This is a genomic window from Methylobacterium sp. J-068 (assembly GCF_022829445.1).
GTDB lineage: Bacteria > Pseudomonadota > Alphaproteobacteria > Rhizobiales > Beijerinckiaceae > Methylobacterium.
In genome coordinates this window covers 1-16,471 of record NZ_JAKSXY010000117.1, presented here as the reverse complement: position 1 = coordinate 16,471, position 16,471 = coordinate 1, and the positions used below count along the sequence as shown (strand labels likewise).

Sequence of the window (16,471 nt, the reverse complement as noted above, 5' to 3'; positions counted from 1 at the left end):
GACCGCTTGACCGAGATCCAAGACCGCATCGAGCAACGCTGCCGCGACCTCGAAGCCCAACCAGACATCCTGCGCGCCAACACACTCTTCCATTGGTGGCCACAGCCTGCCAGACCGAACTAATCAACCGGAAACGGTATGACGGGTCGATCCTGAAGCGGTCGGGCTCTTTCGTCCAGGCGCTCAGGATGAACTCGGTCGGTGTTAGGCCCCGCAGGGTCTTGAGCCTACGAGCGTGATTGTAGGCATCGACGAACAGGTGCAGATGCGTTCGAAGCTGGTCGTGGCTGTCGTAGTGGTAGCGCTTGACCGTCGCGTCCTTGATCCTGCGGTTCATTCGCTCGACCTGTCCATTAGTCCAAGGATGGTTCACCTTGGTCAGCCGATGCTCGATGTCATGCTCGTCGCAGACGCGGTCGAAGATGTGCTGGCTGTCGTAGATATCTTGCCGACGTGACGTGAACTGAATGCCGTTGTCCGTGAGCACAATGTGGATGCGGTAAGGAACCGCCTCGATGAAGTCGCGCAGGAACTGAGCAGCTTCCATCTTGCCGGCACTCTCCACCAATCGCACGAAGGCGAACTTGCTGGTGCGGTCGATGGCCACGAACAGCCTGAGCTTGCCCTCAGCCGTGCTGACCTCGGCGATGTCGATGTGGACGTAGCCGATGGCGTAACTCGCAAAGCGCTGCTTCTTAGGCTTGTCGCCGTCGATCTCGGGCCGTCGGTTGATGCCGTGCCGCTCCAGACAGCGATGCAGCGACGACCGGGTCAGGTGCGGGATCGTCGGCTGCAAGCCGTAGAGGCAATCGTCGAGCGGCAGCAGGGTGTGGCGCCGAAAGGCGACGATGCCCGAGCGCACGACACGCGCGACGCTCGGACAAGGGACGCGACCAGCGGCGCCGTTCGTCGGTCTAACGGTTCGGAGCCTCCCTCGAAGCGCCGAGATCGCAGGAATGGCGCGACGACCAGCGACGGCGACGTTCCGGGGCGAGGACAACCTTCAGGACTTGAGGTGTCGGAACATGTTGGCGCGCGCCTCGTCGTCCATCTCGGTCCTGAAGGGGAAGCGATCCTTGAGAGCAACGGCACGCGCCGCGGCCGGGCGGGCCGCAATTTCATCGTGATGGCGCTTCAGGTGGGGCAACTCCGCCCAGGCGGTCTCGCCGAGGACGAAGGAGATCATGCGGGTCCAGCCCCAGGCGCTCATATCCGCGATGGTGTACGCGTCGCCCGCCAGATAGCGGTGTTGCGCGAGGTGTGCGTTCAGAACGTCGTAGTGACGGCGTGCCTCGAAGCTGTAGCGTGCCTGAGCATAAGGGACCTGTTCCGGGGCGAAGTGCCGGAAATGGACCGCTTGGCCGGAGAACGGCCCGATGCCCGTCGCGACGAACATCAGCCAGGACAGAAGTCGAGCCCGGTCGCCGCCCGAAGCCGGCAGGAATCGTCCGGTCTTCTCGGCCAAGTGGAGCAGGATGGCATTGCTGTCGAAGATCACGTCCGTGTCGTCGACGAGGACCGGCACCTTGCCGTTCGGGTTGAGTGCCAGGAAATCTGGCGCGAACTGGTCACCCTTGCGGATGTCGATCGGGATGGGCTCGTAGGGCAGTCCGAGTTCCTCCAGTAGCAGCGCGACCTTCGTCGGGTTCGGAGAGCCGTTGAAGAAGAATTTCAGCATCTAAGAATTCCATGTCGTCAGGGGGGGTCGGCGGTCGAATCGCTCGATAATCTTCGTATAGCGGTAGTCCGCCCCAAATCGATCGGCGGACATCTGGCGATTTGAGCGCAGGTCGGCTACAGACCGGAGAACCAGTTGTAGCCCTGATCTTCCCAGTATCCACCCGGATACTCGTTCGTGACCGTAATGGCCATGATGTGTTTCGGATTTTTGAACCCGAGCTTTGTCGGAATGCGCAGCTTGACGGGATAGCCGTATTTCGGCGGCAGGGGCGCGCCGGCGTAGTCGAGGGCGAGAATCGTCTGGGGGTGCAGCGCGCTCGGCATGTCGATGCTCGTCCAGTAGTCGTCACCGCAGGTGAAGCCGACATAGCGGGCGGTCGTGTCCGCCCCGATGCGTTCGAGGAACGTCCGGAACGGGACCCCGGACCATTGCCCGATGGCGCTCCAACCCTCGACGCAGACGTGGCGGGTGATCTGCGCTTCCTGCGGCAGGGTCCTCAGCCGGTCGAGGGTCCACGGCGCCTTGTCGGAGACGAGGCCGGCGAGTTCGAGCTTCCAGGTCGAACCATCGATCACCCGGATCTTGCTCGCCGGATAATAGGCGTTGAAGGGAAAGTCCGGGGTGATGTCCGCGACATCGAAGGTCGGGGCCAGACGCGTGTCGCCGAAGAGGGCGGCCTGGACGCGATCGTTCAGCCGCGAGATCGCCCCGAGGGTGCTCTCCACTTGGGGGTTGTCGGAAATGTCGCAGCCGCCGAGCGCGAGGCTGCCGGCCGCGACGAGACCGCCGCGGAGGAACAGGCGGCGATCGGCCCGGACGAGGTGCGTCTCGGGAACCGCGAGATCCGGGCGTGGGCGCTGGAGAAAGCGATCGAGGGTCTTCATGGCTTCACCGCGCGGTTGCGTCCGAGATGGATCTCCCGGCCGATGATCATGGTCGGCAGGGTCTTGGGAACCAGGAGCACGAGGGCGAGGTGCACCGCGACGAAGCCGGCGATGCCGGCCATGGCGAGGAAATGGACGATCCGCGCCGTATCGTAGCCGCCCATCAGGGCCGTCAGCGGCGCGACCTGGACCGGCTTCCAGATCGCGAGACCGGAGAGCACGACGACGATCCCGATGAGCAGGACAATGACGTAGAGGAGCCGCTGAACGGCGTTGTAGACGCCCGGGTCGTGGGGGAGCCGGAACCTCAGGGCCGCGACGAAATCGTGCGCGATCTCGCGCGGCCGCAGGGGCGTGAGGCGTCGGCGCAGATGGCCCGAGACCAGACCATAGGTCAGGTAGACGAGGCCGTTGGCCACCAGCAGCCACATCCCGGCGAAGTGCCATTGTAGGCCTCCCCCGAGCCAGCCGCCCAGGGTGATCGCCTTCGGGAAGGCCCATTCGCCGAAGATCGGCGAGGCGTTGTAGATGCGCCATCCGCTGGTGATCATGATGAGCATGGCCAGGGCGTTCACCCAATGGGTGATCCGGACGACGAGGGGGTGGATCGGGCGCTCGGCGCGCGGCGAAGGGGGATGCATCGGGGCCGTCCTGATGAGTACTGGCGTGCGGAGCGTCGGGCTCGAGGGGCGTGCCCGCCTCAGGCGGGGTCGCCGTCGGTGAGGGCCGGGGCCGGCGCGGTGAATTCGGGAAAGAAGCGCTTGAGGTCCCCCACCTTCGCGGCGTCGTTGGCGACGATGTACGGATGGCCCGGATGCAGGGCCATGAAGTCCTGGTGGTGGGCCTCGGCCGGGTAGAACGACGCGCCCGGCTCGATCCGTGTCGCGACCGGCGCGCCGTAGGCCCCGGAAGCGTCGAGTTGTGCGATGTAGGCGCGGGCGACCTCGGCCTGCTCGGCATTCGCCGGGAACAGTGCCGAGCGGTATTGCGGGCCATGATCCGGCCCCTGCCGATCGACCTGCGTCGGATCGAGGGCGACGGAGAAGAAGACCCGGAGCAATGTGTCGTAGGAGACCACGCGCGGATCGTAGGTCACCCGAACCGCCTCGGCGTGCCCCGTGCGCCCGCTGGCAACGGCGTGGTAGTTCGCGCTCGCACCGTCTCCGCCCGCATAGCCCGAAACGGCCCGCGTGACGCCGCGGATGTTCTGGAACACGCCCTGCACGCCCCAGAAGCATCCCCCGGCGAAGACCGCGCTCTGAAGCCGGGCGGGTTCGTGCGCGCGCGTCGCGGCTGCCGGCAGACGCCGGCTTGCTTCCTCGGCACCGGCCCGTTCGACCGTCATCGAGAGGCCGAGGCCGAGCAGTGTCAGGACACCGCCGACGAGCGCCGCGTTGAGGCGCGTGCCACGTGGGGGAACGGTCGCGGGTCTGGTGGTCGGGGACATGGGGGATGGTCCTTTGCGGGACGGAGAGGCGTGATCGGTCAGGCGGGCTCGAAGCGCAGCGCGACGCCGTTCATGCAGTAGCGAAGTCCCGTGGGGGCCGGTCCGTCGGCGAAGACGTGGCCGAGATGCCCGCCGCAGCGGCGGCAATGCACCTCCGTCCGGCTCATCCCCAGGCTGGAATCCGTCGTCGTCCCAACGGCCTCCACGAGGGGGGCGGTGAAGCTCGGCCAGCCGGTTCCGCTCTCGAACTTCGCACTGGAGGCGAAGAGCGGCTGGTCGCACCCGGCGCAGACGAAACGCCCGGTGCGCTTCTCGGCGTTGAGGGGGCTCGAGCCGGCGCGTTCGGTGCCGTGCTGGCGCAGAACCGCATAACCGGCTGACCCGAGCTGGGCCTGCCAGGCGGCCTCGCTCTTCACGACGGCGAAGGTTCCGGCCGGAGCACGGTCGCGGGCCAGGCCCCCTCCGGCGGCGCGAAGGAATGTCAGGATGCCGAGCGCCGAGACGCCGGCCGTGAGGATCTGTCTGCGGTCCATGATGCCGAGTTCCTTGCCGAGTCCTTGGACTGTCATTCGCCGCGCGGATCGAGCCGGTTACAGGCCGGGCTTGCGATGCCACCTTCGCGGCCCCGGCGGTCCTGTCGAGAAGGCGACCCGCGCCGGGCGCATGGTGCCAATCTTGGATCTTCACCGGGTTCTTGCCTATCTCGTCCTTGTATATGCCTTCTTTGGAAATAAAGTATTTCTCTATGCTGTCATTGGACATGGGATAGAACATAAAAGCCGGGGATCCGGAGAAGGCGGTAGCGAGGACGGCTTCAGGTCAAGGCGAGAGTTCCGTCGTGATCTTGGTTTGGCTCTCGCGCTCTGCCCGTACGATTGCGGCACGCATCGTTGCCGGCGTCAGCAGGTCCGGCAGGGCCTCTCCGCGCGGCGAGCCGGGTCCATAGACGGCCACGAGCGGGATCCCGAAGCGTCCGAAGCGGCGCAGGAAGGCGAGGATGGCCGGGTCGGGCTGGGTCCAATCCGCCCGCATCGCGACAACGTCGGGCGCCGACAGGCGCGCACGGTTCTCCGCGCGATCGAGGGTGGTGACATCGTTGATCCGGCAGGTCAGGCACCAGGACGCCGTCACATCGACGACGACGACCTTGCCCTCCGCCACCAGGGCCGGAATCGCCTCGGGGGCGAAGGCGCGCCAGGGTCCGCCCGCCATCCGATCCGCCGGGGCGGTTTCGACGCCGGACGGCCACACCGTGACCGGGACGAGCGCGAGGACGAGGGCCGCCGCGACGAGGCTTCGATGACGGTCGGGAACGCGCGCCCGTCGGCTCAGGGCGAGCCATCCGAGGAGAAAGGCCAGGAGACCCGCCAACCCCATCGCCCGGGGGATGCCGGCCACCTCGGCGAAGACCGTCATGAGCCACGCGGCCGTTCCGAGGAGCAGAAGGCCGAACCCGCGCCGAAGCCAGATCATCCAGGGACCCGGTCGCGGCAGCAGGCGCGTCCAACCCGGCCTCAGCGCGAGAAGCGCGAAGGGGAGCGCCATGCCGAGGCCGAGTGCCGCAAAAACCATCAGAATGTCAGCGCTTCCCCGGGGCAGCGCGAAGCCCACGGCGCTGCCGACGAACGGGGCCGAGCAAGGCGTGGCCAGCAGGGTGGCGAAGGCGCCGGTGAGGAAGGCTTCTGACAGGCGGCCGGCCCCACGCACGGAGCCGAGCGCGGCGAGGGGGCGGGGCAGCCCGATGGTCACCCACTCGAACAGGCTCGCGGCGAAGAGCGCCGTGAGCAGGGCCATGCCGCCGAGAAACCACGGGGTTTGGAACTGGATGCCCCAGCCCACGCTGGCACCCGAGGCCTTCAGGGCGATCAGAACCAGTGCGATGGCGAGGAAGGACGTGACGATGCCCGCCGCCGTGGCCAGGAGTTCGGCCCGGACACTCCGCTGATCCGCTCCGGCTGCCCGCGTCAGCGTGAAGGCCTTCAGGGACAGGACCGGCAGGACGCAGGGCATCACATTGAGGACGAGACCTCCGAGCAGGGCCGTGGCCAGGATGGCGAGCCATTCACCCCAGCCGATGCCGGCCATGGACGGAACCGTGAACTCGGCGCTGCGCGGTCCATCGACCAGGGTGACGCGGAGATCGGTATCCGCGGCGTCCGGCGGCAGCTTCAGGGCGAGCCGGGCCGCATGGCCACCGTCGGACAGGGCAACCGTCGGAGGGGCGGTCACGGCGCCCTTCGCCCCCTCGACGAAGAGGTCCGGGGCGAGGAAGGCCTGGCGCTCGCTGGTCACCTGCAGGACCAGGCGCCGATCGTGCGGTGGTCCCTCGCGGGCCTGCCGGACGATGGAAAGGCCCGCCGCCGCCGGCGGTCCGGGAAGGCGCTCGCGCGCGGCCCCGATCAGTCCCGATTCCGCCGATGGGCGATCCGCTGCCGCCGGCAGGGTGAGCGCGAGGGTCGCGCGATAGGGCACGCAGATCTCGCCGCAGACCGCGTGCACGAGGCGCAGGCGGAGAGACGCGGCCCCGTCGCCGCGCCGTGCGAACCGGAGGGGCAGGACGACGCCGGACTCGTACACGAACGTCTGGAGGTCGCCGACGGCGAGGCGCCGCGGTGCGGGCCAGGCGATGGATTCGAGCGCGAGCCCGTCCGATCCGCTCCAGTCGAAGACCGGGGCGAGGCCGGCATCGCCCGGGCTGCGCCACGCCCCGTGCCAGCCGTCCCCGAACCGAAACTCGAGGGCGGCCTCGACGGGCGATCCCGGGCTCACGGCGTCCGTGGCCGTCACGAGCCGCACCGCCGCCCTGTCGTCGCCGATCCACGCGGTGGACGCCGCGCGCGCCGGGAAAGCTCCGAGGAGGTAGAGGGCGAGGCACGCGAGCAGGCTTCGCCGGAGGGAATCGAGCGGGATCATCTTCAGGCGCTCGCACGGAGCAGGCGCCGGCCGAACCCGGCCCCGGCCCCCGAGAGCAGCGCCACCGCGAGCGCGTGCAGGGCGAGATCGTTCAGCGCCATGGCGAAGGGATGGAACAGGCCCAGGATCGAAGCCGCTGCGGAGGCCGCCGCGAGACCCGCGAGGCCGCCGCTCAAGGATGGATAAAGCGCGTAGCCCCCTTTCAGGATCGCGGTGAGGAGCAGCGCGAAAGGAACGCCGAGCCCTATGATGAACCCGACGCAGGCGCAGGCTTCCGATAGGGAGATCGGCGCTCCGGGCTCCGCGCCTGCGCCGGAGACGCTCGCCCCGATCCAGAGCGCGAGGCTCGGCGCGGGCAGAAGGGCCCAGCGCGGATCGCGGTCGGGCAGCGTCGCGAGGATCGCGGCGGCCGCCGCCGTAACGGCGGTGGCGACCGATCCGATGGCCGCCAGAACGAGGTCCGGCTCGGCGGCGTGCCGTGAAAGCGCGCCCCGCAGGTCGGCGACCGCCGCGAGGCCTGCGCCGGGGAGAGCGACGACGAGGAGCCAACCGAGCATGCGCCTGAGTGGTGAGCCGAGGCGCCGGACCGGAACGAGGCCGCCGGCGAGCGCGCCGATCAGGCGGGCATGAGGCGAGGCGGCAGGGCTCGTCCCGTCGTTCCGAAGGGGCATCTCAGGCCCCCGGCGAGAGGCGCGCGGCTCCAAGGATGCGGCCGTCCGATTGCTGCACGATCACGGCGGCATCCTGCCCGGCCGGCAACGCCTCGCTGAACTGCAGGGGTTCGCCCGACCACGTGCCGAGGGTGCGCAGCGAGCGCACCACATTGGCCTGCACGAGGGTGCGTCCGCTGTTCTCGCCCCGTGCCACGGGGGTGCGCAGGGACCGGTCGAAGCCAACGAGGATCACGCGGGCGCTGCCCTTGCCGGGCCCGACCGTCACGGCAACGCGGCCGTTCCGGCGCGCGACGGTGATCTCGGTCTCGGGGCCGATCTCGGCCCGGGCTGCCGCGATGGCGGATGCGGCCTCCGTGCGGCGCGATCCCACCACGCTCCTGCGGCCGTCGATCACGAGCTGCGGCGTGAAATTCCTCTCGCCGAGACGCCCCGCATAGGTCGCCTGCCGTTCGGTCGCGCCCTCGAAGGACGCGGTGTCCTTCCAGCCGAGATCGTCCCAGTAGGTGACGTGGAATCCCAGCGCCAGGAGGTCGTCGCGGCCGGCGAACTCGCCGAGCAGCACTTCCGCCGGCGGGCAGGACGAGCAGCCTTGCGACGTGAAAAGTTCCATCACCACGGGCCGGGCCAGCGCAGGGCCGGACACGAGCATGACCGGCCCCAGGGCGAGGAGAAAAGGACTGAGGCGGGACGACATGGCGTGCTCCGGGACGATGCGGGATACAGGCCATTCGTCGGAGGCGCGGCCCGGTTACAGGCCTTCCGTGACGAGGGAGATCCCAGACCCATCGTCCGTCCGCTTCCCCACGTCATGGTTTGTGTCTCATCGTTCCTCGGCAGCGATCAGCCCCGTTCACGGCCGGGAGATCGCATCGGAGAACAGGAATCCTTCCCTCTTCACGGAGGCCGGGATGAAATCATTCTCCTCCGCAATGCCTGCCTGAAACGTCTCCGCGTCTCCGGCCGCAACGATCGACGACCCCGCATGTCCGGATCTCGTCCGGGCCGTTTCTCTTCGTGTCGATCGCCTGAATGTCCGTGATGCGGAATCAGGGGTTCCGCCCGAAAAATTAAGGATGGCCGCGTAACCGGGGCGGATAACGCGGCGAAACCCGACGGCGGCCATTCGCCGAAAATCTTGCCTCGCGGAAGCTCTCGAAGACGAAAAGCATGCCCGGCGATGCCTGCGCACCGCGCTCTCACTGACGTCGAACCCGGTCCGGCCTCGCCCACATGCCTGCGGGTCGGTGAGGCCGAGGCGGGCGTGACAGCGCCTTTCCGCTACGCCGACGTGCCACGTCTCACACGGTTTTCCGACGTGCTCGACGAAACCCGTTACGTCCCGGTGCCGAACACGTGGTGGATCGCCCTGTGCGACGTGGTGATGTCGACGCGGGCAATCGAGGATGGGCGCTATCGGTCGGTGAACATCGCCGGCGCCGCCCTGATCACGGCCGTGAACAACGCCCTTCCGGGCGCCGACTTGCCGTTCGTCTTCGGCGGTGACGGTGCGACTCTTCTCGCCCCGCCCGAACACCGCGATACGGTCGAGTCGCTGCTGGCCGAGACGGTGACGTGGGTGCGCGAGGCGCTCGGGCTCGATCTGCGGGCTGCGCTGATCCCGGTTTCGGCGGTGCGTGAGGCCGGCCAGAACCTGCGCATCGCGCGCTACGCAGCCTCCGCCCATGTCGACTACGCGATGTTCTCGGGCGGCGGTGTCGCCTACGCGGATGCCGCGATGAAGCGCGGTCTCCACGCTGTCCCGGCGGCTCCGGCCGGTGCGCAACCCGATCTCTCCGGCCTGTCCTGTCGGTTCGAGGCGGTACCCGCCGCGCGGGATGGCCTGGTCCTGTCCTTGATCGCCCTGCCCAGAGAGGGGGCGGATCCAGAAGCCGTCCTCGCAACCCTCGGCGCTATCCTGGCCGAGATCGATGCGAGCCCCGGCATGGGGCGCCCATTGCCGGAATCAGGGCCTTCCCTGCGGCCGCCCTGGTCGGGCCTCGTCGCAGACGCGCGGGCGGAAGGGAGGCTGCTGGGGTCGAGGTTCCTGCGCGGGGCGGCGATGTTCGTGACGCGCGGCGTCGCCTTCGCGCTGTTCGGTCTCGGCCTGTCGTTCGGACGCTTCTCGGCGGTACGCTATCGACGGCGGCTCGCCGCCAATGCCGATTTCCGGAAATACGACGACGGGCTCCGCCTCACCGTGGCCTGTCCCGTCGCCACGGCGGATCGGATCGAGGCCCGCCTCGCCCTCGCGCAAGAGGCGGGGTTGGTGCGCTACGGCGTCCACCGTCAGGATGCCGCCGTCGTCACCTGCGTCAGCCCGTCGGTCCTGCGCGACGACCACGTCCATTTCGTCGATGGCGCCGATGGCGGTTACGCGCGGGCGGCCGCCATTCTCAAGCGACGGCCATGACGGGACCGGAGATTCCGTTCCTCGACGGGTTGGACGTCGAGGCCGCCGCCGCGGTGCGCGCGCGCATGATCCCGGTCTCGGTGGCCGGAGGCAGCACGCTGTTCGCGCAGGGCGAGGCCGGGGATGCGCTCTACACCCTGGTCTCCGGTGCCATCGGGATTTCCGCCGATGCCGCCATGGGCTCGCCGCGCCGGATCGCCCGCCTGCGTCCGCCCGAAAGTTTCGGTGAAATGGCGCTGCTGTCGCCGGCCCCTCGGTCGGCCACGGCCACGGCCCTTCGCGATTCGACTCTGCTGCGGCTGACGCGGGCGGATTTCGAGGACGTGGTCGCGCGTCATCCCCAAATGCTGCTCTACTTCGCGCGGCTGCTGACCGAGCGCATGCGCGCCGCCCAGACGGAAAGCCCGGTCCGCCACACCCCGCGCAGCTTCGCCGTGCTCGCCGTGACCGAGGGGCTCGACGCCGCCGCCTTCGGACAGGCTCTGGCCGGCGCCTTCGACGACACGATGACCGGGACCACGGGATGCCTCGTCCGCTGGCCGGATGGGGCCGACGAGGCGTGGTTCCACGACTACGAGAGCCATCACGCCCGTACGATCTTCGTCGCCCACGAGGTCGGCTGCCCGTGGTGCCGGCTGTGCCTGCGCCATGCCGACCATGTCCTGCTGCTGGCCGAACCCGGCCGGCCGCTGCGCCCTGGGGCCGCGGACTGGCTCGGAACCCTTCGATCGGCCTGGATCCGCATGGATCTCGCCGTCCCGCAAGCGGCCGGCGCGAGCCTGCCCCGCCCCGTCCACCCGGACGTCGCCACGTTGCCCGCCGCTCTCCGCATCCCCGTGCGTGCCGGCAATGCGGGTGATCTCCACCGGCTCGCGCGTCTGGCGAGCGGCACGGCGCGTGGCCTCGTCCTCGGCGGCGGTGGCGCCCGTGGGCTAGCCCATCTCGGCGTGCTGCAGGCCCTGGACGAGGCCGGTATCGTGCCCGACTTCGTCGGCGGAACCAGCATGGGCGCCGTGGTCGCCGCGAGCCTCGCCATGGGATGGAGCATCGAACGGATCCGCGCGCGGACCCTCGACTTCTTCGTCGGGCACAATCCCCTCAACGACTACACGCTGCCCTATCACGCGCTGACGCGCGGGGCGAAGGTCGATGCGGGCCTGGCCGCGTGGTTCGGCGGCGCCCGGATCGAGGATCTCTGGCTTCCCTTCCTCTGCGTCTCCTCCAACCTGACGACGGGCTCGGCGATGGTTCATCGCTCCGGCGACCTGCCGGGGGCGTTGCGCGCCAGCATCGCGATTCCGGGCCTGCTCCCGCCTGTCTGCACCGAGGAGGGGGTCCTGGTGGACGGTGGGATGATGAACAATCTGCCGGCCGACGTGATGGCAGGCCTGGAGCGGGGACCGGTGCTCGCCATCGATGTCGGCAGCGACCGCGCCTTCGGCGACGTGCCGGCGCGCTCCTGGCGCGGGCGCATGATCCGGCGGATGCTCGGTGTCTCCGAGGCCATGCCGGGCATCGCGCCCCTGCTGCTGCGGGCGGCGACGGTCTCGGGCGACGCGCAATCGATGATGGCGGTGGGCCACGCCACCGCCCTGCTCAAGCCGCCCCTCGCCGGTATCGACCTGCGGGCCTGGTCGAGCTTCGAGGCGATCGCCGAGATCGGCTACCGGCATACACACGAGGCGACGGCACAGGGCCGCTTGCGGGCATGGACGGAGGGCGAGGGCCTGCGCCGGACATGAGCGCCCCGGGAAGACCGGTGCGCAAGCGCACCCGGCCGGAGGCTTGTCATGTAACCCTTGGGTGCGCTGCAGCGATTGCCCTGCATCGCAACCGACATATCGAGGACGTGCCGCCATGAAGGTGCTGATCGCCGCCACGGCCCTGACAGGCCACATCAACCCGCTCCTCGCCGTCGGCCACCTTCTCGCCGCACGCGGTGACAGCGTCGTCATGACGACCGCCGAGCGCTTTCGCCAGAAGATCGAGGCGGCGGGCCTGCGCTTCTCGCCCATCGACGACGGCCACGCTGCGGAGTACCGCGAGACCAGCCTGCCCGCGGGGCCCGAGCGCTACCGGCGCGAGTTCGAGCGGCGCTTCATCGACCCGATCCCCGTTCAGGCGGAGGACCTGCGCCATCTGATCGAGGCGGAGCGGCCCGACGTGATCGTCGCCGGAAGCCTGTTCCTCGGCGTGCTGCCCCTGCTGCTCGGCGCCGGCCCACGTCCGCCCATCGTCGTCCTGAACGTCAGCTTCCTGTTCCTCGACAGGCCCGACGACGCGCCGGTGGGGCTCGGCCTGCCGCCGGCCCGGAGCGCGGAGGAGCGGGCTCGTTACGCGTTGCTGAAGGCCGGCATGGACGCTGCCTTCGTCGGCCCCGTGCGCGCCTATGCGGACGCGCAGCTGGCGCGCCTCGGCCTGCCGCCCCTGCCGGCCTCGCTCCCGCATTCCATCGCCGTCCTGCCCGACCTGTTCCTGCAGCCGACCGTGCCCGAATTCGAGTACGATTACGGAACGCTGCCGCCCAATCTCCGCTTCGCCGGCCTGCTGCCGGCGCCGAAGGCCGAAGTGCCCCTGCCCGATTGGTGGCGCGCGCGCGACCTGACCAAGCGCGTCGTCCTGGTCACGCAGGGCACCCTGGCGAATGCCGATTTCGGTGAACTGATCGAGCCGACCCTGGCGGCCCTGGCGGATCGCGACGACCTTCTCGTGGTCGCGACCACCGGCGGGCGCCCGATCGACGCCCTGAGCGGGCCGCTGCCCGCGAATGCCCGGGTCGCAGCGTTCCTCCCCTTCGATGCGATGCTTCCGGACATCAGCCTCTTCGTCACCAACGGGGGATACGGCAGCGTCTCGCAGTCGCTTGCGGCCGGTGTGCCCCTCGTCTCGGCGGGACTGACCGAGGACAAGGCAGAAATCGGTGCGCGCATCGAATGGTCGGGGGCGGGCCTGAACCTCGCGACCAACACTCCGACGGCCGGTGCGTTGCGCGACGCGATCGATACGGTGCTGGGGCAACCCCAGTTCCGGGCGCGGGCCGCGTCCCTGGCGCGGGCCTTCGCGGAACTGGATTCGGGGCGGGCCATCCTCGGCGGGATCGACGATGTCGTTCGGACCGGGTCTGGTGTCCGGGAGATCGCGGCATGACCGCGATCTCCATCTCCGGCCGTTCCCGGACCGCATCGGTCCTGGATCGCCCGCACGACGCCAAGGCACGAACGGCCCGGATGATCGCATTCGCCGCCACCCTCGTGCTCGCCGCGACGACCGGCCTGCCCATGAGATCCGTCGCCAACCTGATGCCGCAGGCGGACGACCGCGACGATTCCTTCCTTGGTATCTGACGAGCAGCGAGGCATCGTCGTGACGCACCCCACCGAGACCGTTTCGAGCAGGACGATCGCCCTGCGCGTCGTGGTCGATCTCAACCGATGCCAGGGCTACGCGCAATGCTGCTACGCGGCGCCCGGCGCCTTCGAGGTCCGGGGGCACGAGATCCTGTTCTACGATCCCGCGCCACCCCGCGCCCGGCGGGGCGAGATCGAGCGGGCCGTCCAGGCCTGCCCCGTTCGCGCCATCAGCCTGCAGGCCGATGACGGAGAGACGCCGTGAACGCCGCCGCCGCAGATGCCGGCATCGTCGTCGTCGGCGCGTCCCTGGCCGGTCTGCGGGGCGCGGAGGCCCTGCGCCGCAACGGCTATGCGGGCCGGCTCACGATCGTGGGCGACGAGCCGCATCGTCCCTACGACCGGCCGCCTCTGTCGAAGCACGTCCTGTCGGGCGAACTGGCTCCGAACGCCACCGAGCTGCCGGAACTCCTTGCCCTCGACGCGGACTGGCGCCTGGGTCATGCGGCGGTCGCCCTGGATCGGGCGGCGCGCACGATCCGCCTCGGCGACGGGACGGACCTTGCCTACGAACGCCTCCTCATCGCCACCGGCGCGCAGGCCCGGCCCTGGCCGGACGCCGCGGGCGGCGGCTTGGCGAACATCTTCACCCTGCGCGGCCGGGACGATGCCGCTCGCCTGCGAACCGCCTTGGCCGAGACGCCCCGGCGCGTCCTCATCGTCGGCGCCGGCCTGATCGGGTGCGAGGCGGTCTCGTGCTGCCGCGATCTCGGATTGCCCGTCACCCTGGTCGATCCCAACCCGACGCCCCTCGCGCGATCCCTGGGCACCTGGGTGGGCGGCGTGATCGCCGAGTGCTTGCGGGATGCCGGCGCGACCTTTCACGCGGGCGCGCAGGTGCTCCGCTTCGAAGGCGATGCAGCGGGCCGGGTGGTCCGCGCCCATCTCGCGGATGGGCGCGCGGTCGAGGCCGACCTCGTGATCGTGGCGCTCGGCGCGACGCGAGAAACCGGATGGCTCTCGGGCGCGGGACTGATGGCCGATGCCGGCGGCGTGACCTGCGACGGCGCCTGCCGGGTGCTCGGCGCCGATGGGACGCCGTGTCCGGACATCTACGCCGCCGGGGACGTCGCGCGCTGGCCCAATCCCTTCTATGGCGGCCGCCTGATGTCGGTGGAGCATTGGGGCAACGCCGTCGCGCAGGCCGCGCACGCCGCGTGCAACATGCTGGCGCCGGCCGGGGCGCAGCAGGTCTATCGCCACCTGCCGGCCTTCTGGTCGAGCCAGTTCGGGATCAACATCAAGGCCGTGGGCCTCACCGAGGGCGCCGACGCCGTCGCGATCGTGCAGGGGTCGCGGGCCTCGCGGCGCTTTCTCGCCGTCTATGGCCGGGCCGGACGCAGCATCGCCGCCGTGTCGTTCGATCAGGCGCGCTGGCTCCCCGCCTACGCCGACGCGATCGCGGCCGGCCAGGCGTTTCCGCCGATCCGCGATGCGAGCGACCAGGGCGCCTTCACCCCCATGGCGCCGGGCTTCCCGCCAGCGCGTGCCACGTCCACGCACATCGAGGCCCGTCATGGCTGACGACACGCTGTTTTCCGAGGTCCTGGACCCCGCCAACCGGGCCGACCCCTATCCGATCTACGCCCGGCTTCGCGAGAATCCGGTCTCGCGCCAGCGCGACGGCAGCGTCGTGGTCAGCACGCACGCGGCGATCAGCAGCCTGATCTTCGACCCCCGCCTCAGCTCCGAGGATCTGCCGCCCTCGCGCCGCCCGCGCACCGGCAACCCGCTCAGGGATTGGCTCCTCAACCCCATCAAGAACCGCATCGCCACGGCGCATCGTCCCCTGATCTTCCGCGACCCGCCCGACCACGACACCCTGCGCCACGCCGTGATGCGCGAGTTCACGGTGGCGCGGGTGCAGGCGTTGCGGCAGCGCATCGCGCGGGACGTGGACGCCCTCATCGAGGGGTGCGTCGGGCGCGACGAAGTCTGCCTCGTGGAGGACCTGTCCTACCCGCTCCCGGTCGCGGTGATCTGCGACATGCTCGGCGTGCCGGAGGCGGACGAACCGCAGTTCCAGGCCTGGGCGACGCAGCTCGCCACGGCCCTCGAGCCCGATGCCCGCCACGACGAGGCCAGCCGGCACCGGACGGTGGCGGCCTTCGACGCGATCTCCGGCTACATGCGCGCCCTGATCCGCGAGAAGCGCCGGCGGCCGACCCCGGACCTGCTCAGCGCCCTCGCCGCACCGGGGCCCGGCGGCAAGGCCGTGATGGGCGATTTCGACCTGATCTCGACGGCGATCCTGCTGCTGGTCGCGGGCCACGAGACCACCGTGAACCTGATCACCAACGGCATGCTCACGCTCTTGCGCCATCCCCTGGAACTCGACCGGCTGCGGGCCGACCCGGAGCGTGCGCCGCGCGTCATCGAGGAACTGCTGCGCTACGAGCCGCCCGTGCATTTCCGGACCCGGAAAGCCCTCGGGACCATCGAGATCGCGGGCCGAACCATCCGCAAGGGCACGCCGGTCATCCTGCTCTTCGCCGCGGCGAACCGCGACCCGGCCCGCTTCGACGCTCCGGACCGTTTCGATCCCGACCGGGACGACAACCAGCATTTCGGCTTCGGCGGCGGGTTGCACTACTGCATGGGCGCGCCGCTCGCGCGGATCGAGGCCGAGATCGCCCTGGTCGCCCTCAGCCGCCGCCTCATCGCGCCCCGTCTCCTGGCGGATCCCCCACCCTACAGGCCCGGCGCCTCCCTGCGCGGTCCAGAAAATCTCGGCATCGGCATCGACGGGATCGCGCCGCTTCCGACCTGAAAAATGGGTGCGAGGCCGGTGTCGGTTGCTCCCTTCGGGATGGCGGATCTGGGCTTCGCCCAGACGCCGCGCGGGCTGAGCGAGACTGTCGTCCGCTTTTATTGAGCGGAAGACAGTCTCATACCGGTTCCTGCTGATTGATTCGGGACGGATTCCCGTCGAGGGGGTCTGGGTTTAGCCTCCGCATCGTCTTGCGGAGGCAGTCATGGCACACATCGTCCACCATCTGAGCGTCGAGGACCTTGACCGGCTGGCCCGCGCGATCGCAGACGCCTGCGGCACGCG

Annotated in this window: 15 protein-coding genes and 1 pseudogene; 7 read left to right on the top strand and 9 right to left on the bottom strand. The window is 69.7% G+C overall.

The genetic code is table 11. The features are described 5' to 3' along the window. Positions 1-136 precede the first annotated feature (136 nt). The 9 genes and pseudogenes from MKK54_RS19770 to MKK54_RS19730 all read right to left on the bottom strand — a co-directional run. A pseudogene (locus MKK54_RS19770) lies at positions 137-1,086 on the bottom strand (IS481 family transposase); the annotation flags it as partial. Further along, positions 1,004-1,678, bottom strand: a complete 675-nt coding sequence (locus tag MKK54_RS19765) for a glutathione S-transferase family protein (protein ID WP_244013396.1) — start codon at positions 1,676-1,678, stop codon at positions 1,004-1,006. The gene MKK54_RS19765 and the pseudogene MKK54_RS19770, both read right to left, overlap by 83 nt. A 116-nt stretch (positions 1,679-1,794) precedes the next feature. After that, positions 1,795-2,565 carry a molybdopterin-dependent oxidoreductase gene (locus tag MKK54_RS19760; protein WP_244013394.1) on the bottom strand — a complete coding sequence of 257 codons (771 nt, stop codon included), beginning with the start codon at positions 2,563-2,565 and terminating at the stop codon, positions 1,795-1,797. Next, positions 2,562-3,206 (bottom strand): cytochrome b/b6 domain-containing protein, encoded by a 645-nt coding sequence (locus tag MKK54_RS19755; RefSeq protein ID WP_244013392.1) that lies wholly within the window; start codon positions 3,204-3,206, stop codon positions 2,562-2,564. Before MKK54_RS19755 ends, MKK54_RS19760 begins: the two co-directional genes overlap by 4 nt. A gap of 59 nt (positions 3,207-3,265) precedes the next feature. Continuing rightward, positions 3,266-4,012: a peptide-methionine (S)-S-oxide reductase MsrA gene (gene msrA, locus MKK54_RS19750; RefSeq protein WP_244013390.1), complete on the bottom strand. Its 747-nt coding sequence runs from the start codon at positions 4,010-4,012 to the stop codon at positions 3,266-3,268. Positions 4,013-4,050: 38 nt separating this feature from the next. Then, positions 4,051-4,545, bottom strand: coding sequence for a peptide-methionine (R)-S-oxide reductase MsrB (msrB, locus tag MKK54_RS19745; RefSeq protein WP_244013398.1), 495 nt, complete (start codon positions 4,543-4,545; stop codon positions 4,051-4,053). 286 nt (positions 4,546-4,831) lie between these two features. Beyond that, positions 4,832-6,925, bottom strand: a complete 2,094-nt coding sequence (locus MKK54_RS19740; protein ID WP_244013387.1) for a protein-disulfide reductase DsbD family protein — start codon at positions 6,923-6,925, stop codon at positions 4,832-4,834. Positions 6,926-6,927: 2 nt separating this feature from the next. Next, on the bottom strand, positions 6,928-7,596 hold the full coding sequence (locus MKK54_RS19735; RefSeq protein ID WP_244013385.1) for an NrsF family protein: 669 nt from the start codon (positions 7,594-7,596) through the stop codon (positions 6,928-6,930). 1 nt (position 7,597) lies between these two features. Next, positions 7,598-8,293 (bottom strand): DUF1223 domain-containing protein, encoded by a 696-nt coding sequence (locus tag MKK54_RS19730; RefSeq protein ID WP_244013383.1) that lies wholly within the window; start codon positions 8,291-8,293, stop codon positions 7,598-7,600. A 567-nt stretch (positions 8,294-8,860) separates the two neighbouring features. On the opposite strand from MKK54_RS19730, the gene MKK54_RS19725 reads away from it, so the two are divergent. From MKK54_RS19725 to MKK54_RS19695, 7 genes are all read left to right on the top strand, one after another. Then, positions 8,861-10,009 carry a DUF3095 domain-containing protein gene (locus MKK54_RS19725; RefSeq protein ID WP_244013381.1) on the top strand — a complete coding sequence of 383 codons (1,149 nt, stop codon included), beginning with the start codon at positions 8,861-8,863 and terminating at the stop codon, positions 10,007-10,009. Continuing rightward, positions 10,006-11,751: a patatin-like phospholipase family protein gene (locus tag MKK54_RS19720; RefSeq protein WP_244013379.1), complete on the top strand. Its 1,746-nt coding sequence runs from the start codon at positions 10,006-10,008 to the stop codon at positions 11,749-11,751. The genes MKK54_RS19725 and MKK54_RS19720 overlap by 4 nt, the downstream gene beginning before the upstream one ends. 115 nt (positions 11,752-11,866) lie before the next feature. Beyond that, positions 11,867-13,156 (top strand): glycosyltransferase, encoded by a 1,290-nt coding sequence (locus tag MKK54_RS19715; RefSeq protein WP_244013377.1) that lies wholly within the window; start codon positions 11,867-11,869, stop codon positions 13,154-13,156. Next, the gene (locus MKK54_RS19710) at positions 13,153-13,353 is read left to right on the top strand and encodes a hypothetical protein (RefSeq protein WP_244013375.1); all 201 of its coding nucleotides are present in this window, start codon (positions 13,153-13,155) and stop codon (positions 13,351-13,353) included. The genes MKK54_RS19715 and MKK54_RS19710 overlap by 4 nt, the downstream gene beginning before the upstream one ends. Before the next feature lie 61 nt (positions 13,354-13,414). Further along, a complete protein-coding gene (locus MKK54_RS19705) occupies positions 13,415-13,621 on the top strand; it encodes a ferredoxin (RefSeq protein ID WP_056453122.1) in 207 nt (68 codons plus the stop codon). Further along, the gene (locus MKK54_RS19700) at positions 13,618-14,940 is read left to right on the top strand and encodes an NAD(P)/FAD-dependent oxidoreductase (RefSeq protein WP_244013373.1); all 1,323 of its coding nucleotides are present in this window, start codon (positions 13,618-13,620) and stop codon (positions 14,938-14,940) included. The genes MKK54_RS19705 and MKK54_RS19700 overlap by 4 nt, the downstream gene beginning before the upstream one ends. Then, entirely contained in the window at positions 14,933-16,186 is a 1,254-nt protein-coding gene (locus MKK54_RS19695) for a cytochrome P450 (protein WP_244013371.1), read from the top strand. The genes MKK54_RS19700 and MKK54_RS19695 overlap by 8 nt, the downstream gene beginning before the upstream one ends. Positions 16,187-16,471 lie beyond the last annotated feature (285 nt).